Genomic DNA, 16,792 nt, shown 5'->3' with positions numbered 1-16,792 from the left:
CCGGCGCCGGTTCAGAAGTGCGGTCCGGCCGGGAATCCCGTCCAGCGAAGTGCGGCGGGCAGATGGCCCATGTCGTTGTAGAGCAGCACGGAAGACGGCCGCTCGGGCGAGTACCGGATCACCGTCAGCGCCGCGTTGCAGTGGTTGAGCCCCATCCACCGCCAGGGCGGGGCGTCGAGCGCGTCCCGTACGAGCCAGCCGACGAGGAAGTTGTGGGTCACCAGCAGTTCGTGGACGGGTTCGTCACCCTTCACAGGCCCGGTGAACCGCGCGAGCGCCGACCGTGCCAACTCCGGTCCGCGCCCGCGCTCCTCGGCGGGAAACCCCGCCAGGCGCTCCAGCATCGCGGCCGCCGAGGCGGGCGGTAGCTCCCGCTCGTCGGGCACGTACGGGATGTAGTCGCCGGCCGCGTCCGAGGGCGACAACTCGCACTGCGGCTGGGCCAGTTGGTCGCGGACCAGCCGGGCCGTCCGTTCCGCCCGCGGCAGCGGACCGTGATGGATCGCCGAGAGCGGGCTGTCCCGCAGCCGCTCGCCGAGCAGGACGGCCTGGCGCCGCCCGTTCTCCGTCAGGTCGCTCTCGTCGGCCGATGCCTCACCGTGCCGTACCAGGTAGAGGTAGCGCGTGGCCCTGGCCGGCATGGGTGTGGGCGTGACTCCGGCGTCGTTCGTGATCTTGTGCATGCCCGGACGGACGCGCGGCCCTCCCCACCCGGTTCCGGTCCGCCCTCAGGCCAGGAACGCCGACGTCGCCGCCATGAACCGCCCGGGGTCGTCGCGCCACGGGAAGTGCCCCGCGCCCGGCTGGACGACGAGTTCGGCGTTCGGGAACAGCCCCGCGAACTCGGCCGCCACGACCGGCGGGGCTCCCGGATCGACCTCGCCCGCGAGCAGCAGCACCGGCCGCTCGAACCGGCCGAGCGCCTCGCGCGTGGACTCCGGGTCGAAAGCGCCCTCTCCGGCGAAGACACCCGCGGCCTCGTCGTTGCGCTGCGCCTTCCCGGCGCTCTCGTAGGTCTGGGCCTCTTCGTCCCAACGGCCGTACGAGAAAGGGGTGATGGCCTGCCAGGTGTCGGCGGTCGCACGGCCCTCGGTGATCGCCTCCAGCGCCGCGTACGCCTCGGGGAACCACGGCTCGTCGTGGCGGGGCCGTACCGTCTCGCGCCGCACTTCGCCCGGGATCGGGATACCGACCGCCCGGACACTCGGTGTGATGAGCGCGAGCCTGCCGACGCGTTCCGGGTGGCGGGCCACGTACAGCGCCGCCAGATTCACGCCACTGGAGTGACCCAGCAGGTCCATCCGGTCGAGGCCGAGATGCTCGCGCAGGGCCTCCACGTCGTCCACGAGCCGGTCGCACCGGTACGACGCGGAGTCCGCGGGAACGGCCGACCCGCCCGCGCCACGAGGATCCGGCATGATCAGCTGCCGGTGCGCCGAGAGCCCGCCCAGCTCACCGAGGTAGTCGGAGGACTGAATCGGCCCGCCGGGCAGGCAGACCAGGGGAGGGCCCTCGCCGAACACGTGGTAGGCGAGCTGTGTGGTGTCAGGTGCGGAGTAGGTAGGCATCGCGGAGACCCTGTCAGCGGCGCGGACCAGCGGCAACCGGGTTTCCGCGGCCGGTCAGCTCCGCGCGCTCACCAGTCGTGCACCGTGCCGTCGAGCAGCCGGTTCACCGGCAGATACGCGGGGGAGTACGGGAAGCGGGCGGCCGCCTCCAGATCCAGCTCGACGCCGAGACCCGGCGCCTCCGAAGGATTCAGCAGTCCGTCGTCGAAGATGTACGAGGGGCGGAAGACCTCCAGTGTGTCGGCCGAGTGCCGGGTGTACTCCTGGATACCGAAGTTGTGGATCGCCACGTCGAGATGGATCGCCGCCGCCATACCCACCGGCGAGATGTCGGCCGGACCGTGGATCCCGGACTTGGCACCGTGGACCGCCGCCAGATCGAGGAGTTTGCGCATCGCCGTGATGCCTCCGGCGTGGGTGACCGCCGAACGTACGTAATCGATCAGCCGTTCACCGAGCAGCGTCGTGTAGTCGTTGACGTGATTGAAGACCTCGCCGACGGCCAGCGGGGTCGTGGTGTGCTGCCGTACGAGCCGCAGCGCCGCCTGGTCCTCCGCCGGTGTGCAGTCCTCCAGCCAGAACAGGCCGTAGGGTTCGAGGGACTTGCCGAGCCGCGCGGCCTCGATCGGGGTCATGCGGTGGTGGCCGTCGTGGAGCAGGGGAAGCCCGGGGCCGAACTCGTGGCGCACGGCCTCGAAGACCGTCGGTATGTGCCGGAGATAGGCGGCCGTGTCCCACACCTCCTCGAACGGCAGCGGGTGGTCGCCCGCCGCCCCGTTCCCGCCGCCGCGGAGTCCGACGCCGGTCGCGGCGTCGCCGCCGTCCACCCCGTACACGGCGTCCAGGCCGGGCACGCCTGTCTGGATCCGGACCGCGCGGTAGCCCTCCGCCAGAACGGCGCGCACCGAGTCCAGCAGCTCGGGGACGTCGCGGCCCGCCGCGTGCCCGTAGGCCAGCGCCCCGCGCCGGCTGCGCCCGCCGAGCAGTTGGTAGAGCGGCATCCCCGCGGTCTTCGCCTTGATGTCCCACAGGGCCATGTCGACGGCGGCGACCGCGGCCATGGTGACGGGGCCGCGCCGCCAGTAGGCGCCCCGGTACAGGTACTGCCAGGTGTCCTCGATCGCGCCCGCGTCGCGGCCGAGCAGGAGAGGGGTGATGTGCTCACGCAGGTAGGCGTCGACGGCCAGCTCGCGGCCGTTGAGGGTGGCGTCGCCGAGCCCGACGACCCCCTCGGACGTGGTCACACGCAGGGTCACGAAGTTGCGGCCGGGGCTGGTGACGACGGTCTCCACGGACTGGATCTTCATGGGCGGAGCTCTCCTCGGACGACGGACGGGCGGCGGACACAGTAGGTTTCGGCTCGTGGAGGGTACGGAGGCCACGGAGGACACAGGGCGAGAACCTTCCATCTTTTACGGCTCCGAGTCCCGCCGGCCCCGGCCCACCGGGGCCCGGTCGTCGTGATCGCTCGGCCCCGGCGGCCGGCCACCGGGCTCGCCCCGCCGCCCCGTCACGCGGAGTCGCGCACGATCAGCGTCGTTGGCAGGACGAGCTGCTGGTGGGCCGTCGTGGGCTCCGCGATCTCCTCCAGGAGCAGCCTCGTCATCGAGCGGCCGATCGCCTCGATGGGCTGGCGCACGCTCGTCAGCGCCGGAGTCGTGTGCCGGGCGATGACCGAGTCGTCGAAACCGATCACCGCCACGTCGTCGGGCACCCGGCGTCCCCGCTCGCGCAGTTCGGTCAGCGCGCCCACGGCCATCACGTCCGACGCGGCGAAGACGGCGTCGATGCCGGGGACGCGGTCGAGCAGGTCGCGCATCGCCGTACGCCCGCCCTCCTCGGTGAAGTCCGAGACCGCGACCAGGCGTTCGTCCACGGGCATGCCCCGCTCCGCCAGGGCCTCGCGCCAGCCCCGGAGCCTGCTGTTGCCGACGTCCATGTCGAGCGGTCCGGTGATCGTCGCGATCGTGGCGCGCCCACCGTCGATCAGATGCCGTACGGCCGTCGCGGCGCCGCCGACGTTGTCGGAGTGGACATGGCTCAGGGACTCCTCGGGCGAGCGCCGGCCCGCGAGGACCGTCGGCATCCGCATCTCTTCGAGCAGGCCCGGCAGCGGGTCGTCGTCGTGGATCGACACCAGCAGGACGCCGTCCACCCGGCGGGCCGCCGCGAAGCGCGTCAGCCGGTCGAGTTCGCGCCGGTCGCGTACCAGGATGAGCAGCAACTGCATCTCGGTGTCGGCCAGTTCCGTACTCACGCCGCGGATCACGGCGGAGAAGTACGGCTCCGCGGCCAGCCGGCTCTCCGACTCGGGGATCACGAGCGCGACGCAGTCCGTCCGGCTGGTGACCAGGCTGCGCGCGGCCGGGTTGGGTATGTAGTTCAGCTGCGAGATGGCCGTCTCGACCGCGGCGCGGGCCTTCGCGCTGACGCCGGGCGAACCGTTGACGACGCGCGAAACGGTCCCGCGGCCCACCCCCGCCAGCTCGGCGACGGCTTCAAGAGTTGGCCGCTGACCTTGGTGTTTACGGCTGCTCATCGCTTCTCCTGACTTCTGCCCCCGAGGGCGGACCGGTTCCTGCCTGCCCAGGGCACTTGGCCCGTGACACACCGTTCCGCCCTGCTCGGTGCCGGACATCTCCGGGCAACGGAAATGTCTTCAACTCTTGACACGGTGCGACGTACTCCGCAGAGTCTTCCACAACCGACTGGGAGCGCTCCCACTCTGTCTTTCGCCGGACGACGGGCCCGCGTCCGGTGTGTTCACCGAGTCACTTTTCGGCGCGTCGAGCGCCCCGCAAGGAGGAAGCACATGGGCACCGCCCGTCATCGCTTCGGATCCGTTCTCTCCGCTCTCCCGACCCGTGTCCCGCCCCGTTCCCCGAACCGCTTCCCCTCGCTCGCCACCGTCGCGGCGGCCGGTCTCTCGCTCGTGCTCGTGGCCGGTTGCGGAGGCGGCGGCGACACGGGCGAGGCGAAGACGAAGGACGGCAAGACCGTCATCAGCGTGGGCCTCTTCGGTGTCATGGGGTTCAAGGAGGCCGGGCTCCTCGACCGGTACATGGAGGAGAATCCCGACATCCTCATCGAGGCCGACGTGGCCGGCGACGAGCAGACGTACTACACGGCGCTCCAGACGCACCTGGCCGCGGGCAGCGGCCTCAAGGACATCCAGGGCATAGAGATAGGCCGGGCCAAGGAACTGGTCGACACCCGGTCGGACAAGTTCGCCGACCTGTCGAAGACGCCCGGTCTCGACCACTACCTGCCGTGGAAGTCCAGCCAGGTCACCACCAAGGACGGCAAGCTGCTCGGACTCGGCACGGACATCGGTCCGATGGCGGTCTGCTACCGCAAGGACCTGTTCGAGCAGGCGGGCCTGCCGACCGAGCGCGCCGAGGTCGAGAAGCTGTGGGCGGGCGACTGGTCCAAGTACGTCGACGTCGGCAGGGACTTCAAGACGGGCACCAAGAACAAGAAGCTCGCCTTCATGGACAGTTCCAGCGGACTGTTCAACGCGATGATCTACGGCGACGAGCAGCAGTTCTACGACAAGAGCGGCAAGCTCATCTACAAGGACAACCCCGTGGTCAAGGACGCCTGGGCGCTGGCGGCGGACGCCGCCGAGTCCGGACTGACCGCCAAGCTCCGGCAGTTCCAGCCGGGCTGGGACCCGGGACTGGCCAACAGCACGTTCGCCACGACCGTCTGTCCCGCCTGGATGCTCGCCCACATCAGCGAGAAGGCGGGACCCGCGAACAAGGGCAAGTGGGACGTCGCCAAGGCGCCCAAGGGAGCCAACTGGGGCGGCGCGTTCCTCGGGGTGATGGAGAACAGCCCGGTGAAGAAGGAGGCCACCGACCTCATCGCCTGGCTGACCGCGCCTGAACAGCAGGCGTACATCTTCGAGAAGCTCGGCAACTTCCCCTCCTCGAAGACCGCGCTCGACATCCCGGCCGTGGCCAACGGCAAGTCCGAGTACTTCAGCGACGCGCCGATCGGCCAGATCTTCGGCGCAGCGGCGAAGGAGATCCCGGACGAGCAGGTCCTCGGACGCAAGGACGGCACGATCAAGGACGCGTTCTCGGCCGGCCTTCAGCTGATCGAGGCCCAGGGCAAGAGCCCCGACCAGGCGTGGAAGACGACCGACGAACGCATCGAGAAGGCCACCCGCTGACCGGCGGGGCAGTCCCGGCGGCCGGTGTCACCTGACCGGCCCGGCCGCCGGGACGCGCCCCCCTCGCGCATCCCCGCTCCACCGAACCGCCCCACACAGACATCGAGGAAGGACGCCCGCGTGGCCACCTCCACCCCGGCAGCCCGCACCGACGGGCAGCCGCCCCCGCCCCCGGACGGCTCCGCCGGGAAGGGCGGCGCCGGCCGCGACGGAGCCGCCGGCCAGTCGCGACGCAACATCCTGCACCGGCTGGACGTGCGCGCGGTGCCGTACGCCTTCATCGCCCCGTTCTTCCTGATCTTCGGGGCCTTCGGCCTCTACCCGCTGATCTACACCTTCTGGATCTCGCTGCACCGCGTCGAGCTGTCCACCATGGACATGATGGAGTGGCGAGGACTCGCCAACTTCACGGAGCTCATCGACGACGACCGGTTCTGGAACGCGCTGACCAACACCTTCACCATCGGCGTCATCTCCACCGTCCCGCAGCTCCTGATGGCGCTGGGTCTCGCGCATCTCCTCAACTACCGGCTCCGTGGCTCGACGTTCTTCCGGGTCGCGGTCCTCACCCCGTACGCCACCTCGATCGCCGCCGCCGCTCTCGTCTTCACCATGCTCTTCGAGCGCGACTTCGGCATGATCAACTGGGGTCTGAGCTTCTTCGGGATCGAGAACGTCGACTGGGAGAACCAGAAATGGCCCGCCCAGTTCGCCATCTCCGCCATCGTCATCTGGCGCTGGACCGGCTACAACGCGCTGCTCTATCTGGCCGCGATGCAGGCGATACCGAGGGATCTGTACGAGGCGGCGGCCATCGACGGCGCGTCCCGCTGGCAGCAGTTCCGCCAGGTCACCGTCCCCGGCATCAGCGCCACGATCGTCTTCACCATCGTGCTGTCCACGATCGGCGCGACCCAGCTCTTCGGCGAGCCGCTGATCTTCGGCCAGGGGCCGAACGGCATCAGCGGGGGAGCCGACAACCAGTACCAGACGCTCGGACTGCTCCTCTACGAAGAGGGCTGGAAGAACTACCAGATGGGCCGTGCCGCGACGATCGCCTGGGCGATGTTCCTGATCCTGGTCCTCGTCTTCGTCCTCCAGCGAGTCGTCACCGGATTCAAGGCGCGCCGACCGGCACGGGCTGCCGCGGCTCCGCAGAAGAAGGCCGAATCCACGCCGTCCGCCACGTCCTGACCAGGGAGCAGCAGCCGCAATGACCATCGACACCGCACCCGTCCTGGCGGACGCGCGCGAGCGGGCCCCGGAGTCCCCGCCGCCCTCCGGCCGCTTCCGGTTCCGCCGCGCGCTGCGCCCCGGCGCCGGCCGCACGCACCACGCCGGACCACTCGCCTACATCCTGCTCGGCATCGCCGCGCTCATCTCCCTCTTCCCGCTGTACTGGACGGTGGTCGCCGCATCCACCGACAACACCCGCGTCGCGCAGACCCCGCCTCCCTTCCTGCCGGGGCCGAACCTGCTCAAGAACCTCGGGATCGCCTGGCAGGACGCGGCGATGGGCAAGGCGATGCTGAACAGCCTGATCGTCGCGGGCGCCATCGCGCTGTCCACGGTCTTCTTCGCCACCCTGGCGGGCTTCGCCTTCGCCAAGCTGCGCTTCAGGGGGCGCAATCTCCTGCTGCTGCTGGTCATCGGGACCATGCTGGTGCCGCCGCAGCTCGGAGTCGTACCGCTGTTCATGATGATGGCCGAGCTGGGGTGGGGGCAGACGCTTCCGTCGGTCATCTTCCCGACGCTGGTCAGCGCGGTGGGGGTGTTCTTCATGCGGCAGTACCTCAAGGAGGCGCTGCCCGACGAACTCATCGAGGCGGGGCGCCTGGACGGCGCGCACTCGCTCCGTATCTTCTGGAGCATCGTGCTGCCGATCGCCCGGCCGCCCATGGCCGTCCTGTTCATGATCACGTTCGTGCACGCGTGGAACGACTTCTTCTGGCCGTTCATCGCACTCGACATGACCAACCCCACCGTTCCCGTCGCCCTCACCCAGCTCAGCGCGGGCTATGTGCGCGACCAGTCCGTGATCATGGCGGGGGCCCTGCTGGGCACCCTGCCGCTGCTGGCGATGTTCATCGTCTTCGGCCGCCAGATAGTCGGCGGGATCATGCAGGGAGCGGTCAAGGGCTGACCTCTGCCCGCCGCTTCCCGCGGTCCCGGCTCCCGGCTGTTCCCCCCCCCCAGGGCCCGAGCGCGCGTCTCGGGCCCCTGTCCCCTGCGCCCGCACACCTCCGCGCGACAACGCGCGGGCGCGAAGCCCAACTCCCTGCACACGGCACACAGTTCAACTCCTGAAAGGGACCCCCGTGGCCACATCCCCCTCCGTACGAGTCTTTCCGCCCGAGTTCCTCTGGGGCACCGCGACAGCCGCCTACCAGATCGAAGGCGCCGCACGGGAAGCCGGCCGCACCCCCTCCATCTGGGACGTCTACTCCCGTACCCCGGGCAAGGTCCGCAACGGCGACACCGGCGACATCGCCGCCGACCACTACAACCGCTGGCGCGAGGACACCGCCCTCATGGCCGACCTCGGCGTCGGCGCGTACCGCTTCTCCGTCTCCTGGCCGCGCGTACAGCCCACCGGCACCGGACCCGCGTCCCAAGAAGGGCTCGACTTCTACCGTCGTCTCACCGACGACCTGCTCGCCAAGGGCATCGAACCGGTCGTCACCCTCTACCACTGGGACCTTCCGCAGCATCTGGAGGACGCGGGCGGCTGGCCGGAGCGCCGTACGGCTGAGCTCTTCGCCGAGTACGCGGCCCTCGTCGCCGACGCGCTCGGCGACCGCGTCAAGACGTGGACCACGCTGAACGAGCCCTGGTGCAGCGCCTTCCTGGGTTACGGCTCCGGCGTCCACGCCCCCGGCCGCACGGACCCCGTCGACGCCCTGCGCGCCGCGCACCACCTCAACCTCGGCCACGGACTCGCGGTCCAGGTCCTGCGCGACCGGCTCCCGGAGGACGCCCGGCTCTCCGTGACGCTCAACCTCCACCATGTACGGCCCCTGACCGACAGCGCGGCCGACGTGGACGCGGCCCGCCGGATCGACGGACTCGCCAACCGCGTCTTCACCGGACCGATGCTCGACGGCGCGTACCCCGAGGACGTCCTGGCCGACACCGCGTCCCTCACCGACTGGTCCTTCGTCCAGGACGGCGACACCGCGCTCATCAACCGGCCGCTGGACTTCCTCGGCGTCAACTACTACTCGCCCACGCTCGTCTCCCACCACGAGGGACCGCCCGCCCACCGTTCGGACGGACACGGCGCGAGCGACCACAGCCCGTGGCCGGCCGCCGACAACGTCGCCTTCCACCAGACGCCCGGCCCCCGGACCGCCATGGGCTGGACGATCGACCCGGACGGCCTGTACGAACTGCTGATGCGGGTACGGCGGGACCACCCGGAACTGCCGGTGATGATCACCGAGAACGGCGCGGCGTTCGACGACTACGCCAACCCCGACGGCGAGGTCCACGACCCGGAGCGGATCGACTATCTGCGCGACCACCTCGCCGCGGTGCACAGCGCGATCGAGTCGGGAGCCGACGTCCGGGGCTACTTCCTGTGGTCGCTGCTCGACAACTACGAGTGGGGGTACGGCTACAGCAGGCGCTTCGGTACGGTGTACGTGGACTACGCGACCCAGCGGCGGATCCCCAAGACGAGCGCCCACTGGTACGCCAAACTCACCCGCAGCGGCAGTCTGTCCCCACTCACCCCGCCGGAGGCGATGAGCGACGGACGGTAGAACCTCCGTACGCGCGCTACGATCCGGTTCATGTACCGGATCGTCATCGCCCCACGGCACCGCACCACCTGCGTCGACCAGGGCTGACGCGCGAAGGAGCGAGTGCCGGATGCCCAGGAAGCCCGACCCCGTCGACGCCCTGCTCAAGGCGGGGCCGCGCCCTACACATCTGCCGGAACCGGCGGAACGGGCGAGGCTGCGCGGCGACTACGGCCTCACGCGGGCCGAGGTCGCCGCGGCCCTCGACGTGACCCGTACGACGGTAGCGGGGTGGGAGACGGGCCGCAGCGAACCGCAGGGCGCCACGCGCGCCGCGTACGCGAAGCTCCTGGAGGGCATCGCGGCGCAACTGGCGCCCGCGGAGCCGGCGAGGGGGACGGTCGAGGAGCCGGAGACGGAGCCGGCTGCCGCTTCGGCACCGGCTCCGGCGCCCGCCGAGCGGCGGTCGGGTCCCCCGAGGCCCGCACCGCGGAAGCGCGCGTCGCGCGAGGCCGCTGCCCCCGCCGCCCAACTCGACGCTCCCGACCCGCAGTTCGCCAACGGACCCCTCGCCGTGCTCGACGGCGACGGCAACGCCTACTGCGTCGGCGGCCTCGTCCTGGAATGCCCCGCCAAGGACATCCCCGCGCTCGTCGAATGGGCCCTCACCGACGCCCGGCTCGGCGCGCCCCGACTGCACCGCAACGGCAGGGACTCCGACCCGCTGATCGTTCTCACCGAGTCGGCCGCCCTGCGCCTCGGCCTGCCCTCCGTACTCGAAGACCGGCGCGGACTGCGGCTGCCCGACGACCACAAGGTCAACAAGCAGATCGCCAGAGCCAAGTGGACGCTGACGAAGCGGGGCTTCGGCCCGTGGGCCCGTGTCTACCGCCCGGCCCGCGAAGGACGCCGCCAGTGCGTGCAACTGGCCGTCCTCCCGTGGGACGCGCTCGACCCCCGCAGCTGGTCGGGCTCCGCGACCCTGCCGCCCGCCGAACTGGCCCACGTACTCGGCACGTACGCCGCGCGGGTCATCACCCCCTGCGGCTCCACCGCCGTCTCCGGACTTGAACTGATGACCGCCCTGCGCCCGCCCACCCGGCCGGTGAAGGACGCGGCGAGCGGCACCTGGGTGGCCGGCCCGGTGCCCGGCTCCCTCACCCGGGCCGTGGACCCCGCGCCGCCCGAGGCGCCGGACGAGCATCCCGTCGTCGCCGCGCTGTACGCGCGCGGCCACTCGCGCACTCCGGACGAGATCATCGAGGAGGAGGCCCACGACTGGATCCGCGATCCGCAGCTGCTCACCGACGCCGAGTGCGCCAGGAAGTACGCGGTCGGCATCGACGTGAACACCGCCTTCCTCGCCGCGGCGAACCGGCTGCCCGTCGGCCTCGGCGAGCCCGTCCACCTCGCCGCGCCCGACTTCGACAAGTCGCTGCCGGGCAGTTGGCTGATCGATCTGTCGGGCATCGAGATGGACCCCCGCCTGCCGTCACCGTTCACTCCGCGCGGCAGCCGCCCCACCGGACCGGCCTGGTACGCCACGCCGACGGTCGCGTACGCGCACGAACTGGTCACCACCTACGGCCTGCCCGTCACCCCGCGCCCCCTCGAAGCGTGGGTGCGCCCGGAGAACGGCCCGTATCTGGACCCCTGGTACAGGCGTCTCGCCGACGCCTACAAGACGACGATGGCCGAACTGGGCGTCACCGCCGACCTGGACGAGCACGCCTTCCTCGCCGCGATGGAGAACCACAAGGCGTCCGACCCCGCCCTGGCCGCAGTCCTCGCCGCGATCAAGTCGACGGTCAAGGGCGGTATCGGCAAACTCCGCGAGCGCCCGCAGGGCGCCGCGTACCGGCCCGGGGAGCGCTGGCCCGCTCTCGAACGGCCCACCTGGCGGCCCGACATCCGCGCCGCCGTCATCGCCGCCGCGCGCGTCAACACGCACCGCAAACTCCTCAGGACCGCTGTCGCCAGCCAGTCCGTACCGCTGCCCCCCGGCCGTCTGCACTTCGCCGACGACGCGCTCCTGCCGATCGCCCTGCTCTCGGACGGTGTCGTCTTCCTGTCCGACAGTCCCGGCCCGCTCGGCCTCCTGCCGCGCACCTCCGAAGGCCGGCCGGCTCCGGGCACGTTCCGGCTCGGCGTCAGCCCCGGCATGGTCAAGCACGAAGGCACCAAGCCGCTTCTCTGGGCGGCCCAGTTGCTGGACGAGGGCCTCAATCCGGCCCGGCACATCAAGGACGGCGTCGATGCCGTCGCCGAGGGGGAGTGAGCCGTGGGCATCGTCGGCGACAGCATCACCAAAGCCGCGGAGAACACCGCGACCCGCCCGATCCCGAAGTCCGCCGGCGCGCGGATGCGGTTCCTCTTGAAGAAGGAGAAGGGCTCGACCCGCGCGGTCGCACGCCGGCTCGGCTGCACCCAGCGCACGGTCGAGCGCTACGTCAGGGGAGACCTCAAGCGCCCACGGCCCGCGCTCGCCGCACGGCTGGCGGAAGAGGTACGGAAGGACTGGCAGCCCCGCGTCCGTAAGGAGGCGATGGCGAAAGCCGCCACACGCACGGGGATCGTCGTCGAGACCCGAGCCCGCTTCGGGTTCACGGCGGCGGCCGGATCCACCGACGACCCCCGGATGCGGCGCATCACCGAACTGCTGCCGCCCCAGGTCGCGGCCCGGCTCCTGGCCGCGCGGGAGACGGGGGCGAACGAGGGCGACCTGCGCGCCATCGTGGCCGAGGGGCTCCAGGAGCAGTACTTCAAGGACAACGGCCGCCGTGCGACCGGCCTCCAGGTCGAGTTCACGGACCTGGACTACATCGAGATGAGCCTCTGAGCCCTGGCCGGCGTTCACGTGTGATCCCTCAGGGCCGTCCTGACCCGGCCGCCTCAGGGCTTTCGGACGGTTCGGTGGCAGGTGTCGCCGATGCGGGAGGTGCTTCAAGTGGTTTCGGAGGCACGGGAGTTGGGGTGCGGTAGGCGCGCAGGGGCGCGTTGACCGCCGCCACGAAGGCGACCGCCGACGCGGCGGCCAGGCCCCCGGCCACCAGTGAGAAGGGGGCGGAGGTGGCCGACGCGACCAGACCGCCGCGGAAGTTGCCGAGTTCCGGACCCGCGACGCCGATGACGTGTTCCACGGAGGAGACCCGCCCCCGGTACGCGTCCGGCGTCTCCAACTGGACCAGGGTGCTGCGGGTGATCACCGACACGGTGTCGGCGGCCCCGGCCACGGCGAGGCAGGCGAGTGCCAGCCAGAGCGGCCCTGCGAGGCCGAACCCGGCCAGTGCCAGGCCCCAGACCCCGGCGGCGATCAGCTGGATCAGTCCGCCGCCGCGCCGCCGTGTCACTGTGCCGGAGAGCAGACCCGCCGTGATCCCGCCGACCGCGACGGCCGAGAGGAACAGGCCGAGTGTCCGCGGGTCGCCGTCGAAGCGGATCTCGTTGACCAGCGGGAAGAGCGAGACCGGCATGGCGAGCACGGTCGCGCACAGATCGGTGACCATCGACCCCCAGAGTGTCGGGCGGCGCAGCACGACGCGCCAGCCCCCACGTCGCGGCCGGCTCCTGCCACCCTTCGTACCGGCGCCCTCGGGGCGCATGGGTGGCAGCCGGATCACCGCCAGCGCCGAGATCGCGACGGCCACGGCCTGGGCGGCGTAGGCGGCGGGGAAGTCCCACCGGGCGATGATCAGCCCGGCCAGCGCGGGCCCCGCGAGCATCGCCGCCTGGAAGGAGATGTTGGTCAGCGCGAGCCCGGCCGCGACCTGGTCGGACGGCAGGAGCCGGACCGGGAGGGTACGGCGGGCGGGTGCCCCGAGCCCGGAACAGGCGGCTCCGACGGCGACCAGGGTGAGCAGGAGCAGGACGTTCCGGTTGTCCGTCAGCGCCTGTGCGCACAGCCCGCCCGCCGCCAGGAGTTGGCCTCCGGTGGTGGCCCGTACGACCGTACGGCGGTCCACGGCGTCGGCGAGCGTGCCGCCGAGCAGGCCGAACACCAGTGTCGCCAGACCGCTGACGAGCCCGATGGCGCCGGTGCCCACGGGGCTGCGGGTGAGGTCCCAGACCTGGGCCAGGACCGCCACCGTGGCTATCTGGCCGCCGAGTTGGGAGGCGGCGGTGCCGGTCCACAGATCCAGGAACGGCCCGCCGCCACGCAGGGGGCGGGTGTCGAGGAACTGGCCGCGCCCCTTCACCGCCGTGGCTCGACGAGGTGGTCGAGCACCCGCTGCCGCATGGACCGGCGCTCCAGCGCCCGCCGCAGCTCCTCCACGGCGTTGGTCAGCGCGTACGGGATCTCGGCGTCCAGCTCGGCGACCGTCGCATGGGTGGCCCGCCACTCGGCCTCCAGGAACGGTACGAGCGACCGGCCCCGTTCGGTCAGATCGATCCGCCGGGTACGGGCGTCGGGCCCCGGCTCGGAGGTCACCAGACCTTCCTTGCGCATGGCGGTGAGGGTCTGGCTGAGGGCGGAGTGCGAGCGGTCCAGGGATGCCGCGAGCTCGCGGATGGTGAGTGGCCCGGTGTGGGCGAGGCGGATGAGGGGATAGGCGAACCGGGGCCGTACGCCCTCGATGCCACGAGCGAGGTAGACCTGCTCGATCTCGGCGTCCATGGCGGCCAGCAGCTTGTGCAGCGGTTGCCAGGGATCGGGCACCGCGGTGGGGTCGGATGATGTCACAGCGCTAATATAACAGCACGGTGATAATTCGGCGGACCCGCCCGGTCGGGGGCCCGTCGTCCGCCCACCTCGCCCTGCTCCGGCGGGCGGACGACGACCTCCCCTCGTTCGCGCGCACGTGCGGGCGGTACGTTCGGCCAAGCGGGTCCTCATGGGCGAGGGGCCGAAGGGGAGGGTGGGGGCCGGGGATGGACGCGTATGAGTCCCGAGTGAACGGGCCGGGGGCCGGGGACCGGCCCCTCGACGCCGTGCTGTGCGACCTCGACGGTGTCATCCGCCATCACGACTTCTCCGAGGTGGCGCGTCTCGAACGGGCGGCTGGTGTGCCGGAGGGCACCACGGCGTCCGTCGGATTCGCCCCGGAGAACGATCTGCCGCTGCTGCTCGGGCGGATCACCCGAGAGGAGTGGGCCGGCTCGATCGTCCGTGGCCTCCTGCCGCGCGTGTCGCCGCCCGAGGCCGAGGCCCTGGCACTCGCGTTCACCGTGGCCGGCTATCGGACCGACGAGGAGGTCGTCGACCTGCTCAGGCGCGTTCGTGAGCAGTGCCCACTGGTGCTCGTGACGAACGCGACGTCCTGGCTGGACGAGGACCTGGCCCGCGTCGGGCTGACCGATCTCGCACACGCCGTGGTGAACAGCTCCCGCGTGGGCGTGGCCAAGCCGGACCGCCGTATCTACGAGATCGCCGTCGAGCGAGCCGGCGTGCCCCCGGACCGCTGCCTCTTCGTGGACGACAGGCAGGAGAACGTGGACGCCGCCGTCGCGTTCGGCATGACCGGGGTGCTCCACCGCACCGCCGCCGACCTGCGGAAGGCACTGGCCGGGCTGGACGGGCCGAACGGCCCGCCCCGATCCTGACCCCGCCGCCCCGGACCCTGACCCCGCCCGGCGCGTGTCACACCGCGCGGCGGCGGACCTTCAAGGCGTTGTCCGTACGCGTACCCGGCTGCCCGTCCGGACGGGTCTGGATCCGCTCGTGCTCCTCGCTGAGCAGCACCTCCCAGTCCTCGTCGGCGAGTTCGAGGGATGCGAGGACCTCGTCCGGCGTCGGGAGGTGTACGTCGATGTCCGGGTCGGGCTCCCAGGACGGCAGTCCGGCATGTCCGACGATCAGGAGGACCCCGCCCGGCGCGACGGCCGAAGCCGCGGCCCGCAGGATCTTCTCGCGCGGCATGTCGTCCGGTGAGTGCAGGAACTGCGCCGAGACCAGGTCGTACGTCCCGGTGGGGAAGGACGTCCCGAAGTCGTGCCGCTGCCAGTCGATGCGCCCGGCGACGCCCGCGTCCGCCGCCTCCGCGTGCCGCCGCGCCTTGGCGAGGGCGACCCCGGAGATGTCACAGGCGGTCACCCGCCACCCCCGGCCCGCCAGCCAGATCGCGTCGGCCCCCTCGCCGCAGCCCAGATCCAGGGCCCGGCCGGGCGTCAGATCGGCGGCCTCCCGGACCAGGACCGTGTTCGGGTTCCCGCTCCAGACGCGTGCGCTCTCTGCGTAGCGCGAGTCCCAGAACTCCTCACTCGTACCGCCGTCGGTGCCGTTGTCAGGGGAGGTCCGACCGTGGTCCATCGATGCGTCTCCTTCGCCCGCCCGCTCCCGCACGCCCTGTCTCGCCTCCACCGCGCGCCGCGTCTCCTCGGCGATCAGGTGCGCGTTGATCGCGGCCGCCGCGCGCACCCCCGCCGCCGCCGAGCCGATCACGTTCTCCGTCGGATCGGCGACATTGCCCGCCGCCCACACGCCGGGCACGGATGTCGCGCCCGCCGGGTCGGTGGGGACGGCGCTGCCGACCACCTGACCGGCCATCTCCCGGTCGACCGCCACGGCCCCCAGGTCCGCGAGGACGCCCCCGCGCGCGGTGAGCAGCGGCGGAACCACCACCGCGCGGACCGGAACCACCCGGCCATCGGCCAGCGTGACCCCGCTGAGCCGGTCGTCCGTCACCTCCAGGGCGGTGACCTCCCCGTCCACCACGGCGATCCCACGCGCGGCGAGCTGCTCGTACTGCTCGTCGTCGAACTCGGGCGCGGTGTGCCGGAACAGCGTCACGTCATCGCTCCACTGCCGCCACATCTGTGCCTGGTGCACCGAGAGCGGCCCGGTCGCCAGGATGCCGATGGGCGCGTCGCGTACCTCCCACCCGTGGCAGTAAGGGCAGTGCAGCACATCACGCCCCCAGCGCTCGGCGACACCCGGCACGGCGGGCAGTTCGTCGGCAAGGCCCGTCGTCACCAGCAGCCTGCTCGCCGTCACCTCGGCGACGGCCGCGCCCTCTTCGAGTACGAGACGGAACCCGTCCGCCACCGAGCCCTTGACCGCCGTCACCCGGCCGCGCATGAACTCGCCGCCGTAGCCCGCGACTTCCTCGCGCCCCACGGCCAACAGCTCGGCCGGTGCGATGCCTTCACGCCCCAGATAACCGTGGACATGGGACGCCGGGGCGTTGCGCGGCTCGCCGGAGTCGATCACCAGCACCGAGCGGCGCGCCCGTGCGAGGGTGAGCCCCGCGCTCAGCCCTGCCGCTCCGCCACCGATCACCACGACTTCGAAATCTACTTTTTGTACCTTCATGTGAAGCACCTCCATCTGCCGGAGATGGTCCGTCCATGCTTCACCGTTTGACAAA

The 16,792-nt window shown here is 71.5% G+C and carries 14 protein-coding genes; 7 read left to right on the top strand and 7 right to left on the bottom strand.

Features of this window, described 5'->3' with window-relative positions; translation table 11 throughout:
* Positions 1–11 precede the first annotated feature (11 nt).
* The 4 genes from IEY79_RS29685 to IEY79_RS29670 form a co-directional block, all read right to left on the bottom strand.
* On the bottom strand, positions 12–641 hold the full coding sequence (locus tag IEY79_RS29685) for a histidine phosphatase family protein (RefSeq protein ID WP_189110741.1): 630 nt from the start codon (positions 639–641) through the stop codon (positions 12–14).
* Positions 642–728: 87 nt separating this feature from the next.
* Positions 729–1,568: an alpha/beta fold hydrolase gene (locus IEY79_RS29680; RefSeq protein WP_189110712.1), complete on the bottom strand. Its 840-nt coding sequence runs from the start codon at positions 1,566–1,568 to the stop codon at positions 729–731.
* A gap of 68 nt (positions 1,569–1,636) precedes the next feature.
* The gene (gene manD / locus IEY79_RS29675) at positions 1,637–2,875 is read right to left on the bottom strand and encodes a D-mannonate dehydratase ManD (protein WP_189110711.1); all 1,239 of its coding nucleotides are present in this window, start codon (positions 2,873–2,875) and stop codon (positions 1,637–1,639) included.
* A 203-nt stretch (positions 2,876–3,078) separates the two neighbouring features.
* A complete protein-coding gene (locus tag IEY79_RS29670) occupies positions 3,079–4,107 on the bottom strand; it encodes a LacI family DNA-binding transcriptional regulator (protein WP_189110710.1) in 1,029 nt (342 codons plus the stop codon).
* 273 nt (positions 4,108–4,380) lie between these two features.
* Between IEY79_RS29670 and IEY79_RS29665 the strand changes: the two genes are divergently transcribed.
* The 6 genes from IEY79_RS29665 to tpg all read left to right on the top strand — a co-directional run bounded on the left by IEY79_RS29665 (position 4,381) and on the right by tpg (position 12,327).
* Positions 4,381–5,745, top strand: coding sequence for an extracellular solute-binding protein (locus tag IEY79_RS29665; protein WP_189110709.1), 1,365 nt, complete (start codon positions 4,381–4,383; stop codon positions 5,743–5,745).
* Positions 5,746–5,865: 120 nt separating this feature from the next.
* Positions 5,866–6,939: a carbohydrate ABC transporter permease gene (locus IEY79_RS29660; RefSeq protein ID WP_189110708.1), complete on the top strand. Its 1,074-nt coding sequence runs from the start codon at positions 5,866–5,868 to the stop codon at positions 6,937–6,939.
* A 19-nt stretch (positions 6,940–6,958) separates the two neighbouring features.
* Complete coding sequence (locus IEY79_RS29655) at positions 6,959–7,888, top strand: carbohydrate ABC transporter permease (protein ID WP_189110707.1); 930 nt, start codon at positions 6,959–6,961, stop codon at positions 7,886–7,888.
* 175 nt (positions 7,889–8,063) lie between these two features.
* Complete coding sequence (locus IEY79_RS29650) at positions 8,064–9,509, top strand: GH1 family beta-glucosidase (protein ID WP_229701227.1); 1,446 nt, start codon at positions 8,064–8,066, stop codon at positions 9,507–9,509.
* Between the two features lie 109 nt (positions 9,510–9,618).
* A complete protein-coding gene (gene tap, locus IEY79_RS29645) occupies positions 9,619–11,766 on the top strand; it encodes a telomere-associated protein Tap (RefSeq protein ID WP_189110706.1) in 2,148 nt (715 codons plus the stop codon).
* A 3-nt stretch (positions 11,767–11,769) separates the two neighbouring features.
* Entirely contained in the window at positions 11,770–12,327 is a 558-nt protein-coding gene (gene tpg / locus IEY79_RS29640) for a telomere-protecting terminal protein Tpg (RefSeq protein ID WP_189110705.1), read from the top strand.
* 28 nt (positions 12,328–12,355) lie between these two features.
* Here tpg and IEY79_RS29635 read toward each other — a convergent pair whose 3' ends face one another.
* Together IEY79_RS29635 and IEY79_RS29630 are read right to left on the bottom strand one after the other, a co-directional pair.
* Positions 12,356–13,684 carry an MFS transporter gene (locus tag IEY79_RS29635; protein WP_189110704.1) on the bottom strand — a complete coding sequence of 443 codons (1,329 nt, stop codon included), beginning with the start codon at positions 13,682–13,684 and terminating at the stop codon, positions 12,356–12,358.
* A complete protein-coding gene (locus IEY79_RS29630; RefSeq protein WP_229701226.1) occupies positions 13,681–14,169 on the bottom strand; it encodes a MarR family winged helix-turn-helix transcriptional regulator in 489 nt (162 codons plus the stop codon). Before IEY79_RS29630 ends, IEY79_RS29635 begins: the two co-directional genes overlap by 4 nt.
* Before the next feature lie 188 nt (positions 14,170–14,357).
* On the opposite strand from IEY79_RS29630, the gene IEY79_RS29625 reads away from it, so the two are divergent.
* Positions 14,358–15,029 carry an HAD-IA family hydrolase gene (locus IEY79_RS29625; RefSeq protein WP_189110703.1) on the top strand — a complete coding sequence of 224 codons (672 nt, stop codon included), beginning with the start codon at positions 14,358–14,360 and terminating at the stop codon, positions 15,027–15,029.
* 37 nt (positions 15,030–15,066) lie between these two features.
* Here the strand turns inward: IEY79_RS29625 and IEY79_RS29620 are convergent, their stop codons facing one another.
* Positions 15,067–16,737, bottom strand: coding sequence for a bifunctional NAD(P)/FAD-dependent oxidoreductase/class I SAM-dependent methyltransferase (locus tag IEY79_RS29620; protein ID WP_189110702.1), 1,671 nt, complete (start codon positions 16,735–16,737; stop codon positions 15,067–15,069).
* Positions 16,738–16,792: the final 55 nt, after the last annotated feature.

The organism is Streptomyces camponoticapitis (genome assembly GCF_014646115.1).
Taxonomy (GTDB): Bacteria; Actinomycetota; Actinomycetes; order Streptomycetales; family Streptomycetaceae; genus Streptomyces; species Streptomyces camponoticapitis.
Note: the sequence above shows the minus strand (reverse complement) of the source record. Positions and strands in the feature narration are given on the sequence as shown.

Excerpts from the sequence above, each read along its gene's own strand:
- IEY79_RS29670 (WP_189110710.1), bottom strand. The coding sequence starts at position 4,107 with ATGAGCAGCCGTAAACACCAAGGTCAGCGGCCAACTCTTGAAGCCGTC.
- IEY79_RS29680 (WP_189110712.1), bottom strand. The coding sequence starts at position 1,568 with ATGCCTACCTACTCCGCACCTGACACCACACAGCTCGCCTACCACGTG.
- IEY79_RS29665 (WP_189110709.1), top strand. The coding sequence starts at position 4,381 with ATGGGCACCGCCCGTCATCGCTTCGGATCCGTTCTCTCCGCTCTCCCG.
- manD (WP_189110711.1), bottom strand. The coding sequence starts at position 2,875 with ATGAAGATCCAGTCCGTGGAGACCGTCGTCACCAGCCCCGGCCGCAAC.
- IEY79_RS29620 (WP_189110702.1), bottom strand. The coding sequence starts at position 16,737 with ATGAAGGTACAAAAAGTAGATTTCGAAGTCGTGGTGATCGGTGGCGGA.
- IEY79_RS29685 (WP_189110741.1), bottom strand. The coding sequence starts at position 641 with ATGCCGGCCAGGGCCACGCGCTACCTCTACCTGGTACGGCACGGTGAG.
- tap (WP_189110706.1), top strand. The coding sequence starts at position 9,619 with ATGCCCAGGAAGCCCGACCCCGTCGACGCCCTGCTCAAGGCGGGGCCG.
- IEY79_RS29655 (WP_189110707.1), top strand. The coding sequence starts at position 6,959 with ATGACCATCGACACCGCACCCGTCCTGGCGGACGCGCGCGAGCGGGCC.
- IEY79_RS29625 (WP_189110703.1), top strand. The coding sequence starts at position 14,358 with ATGGACGCGTATGAGTCCCGAGTGAACGGGCCGGGGGCCGGGGACCGG.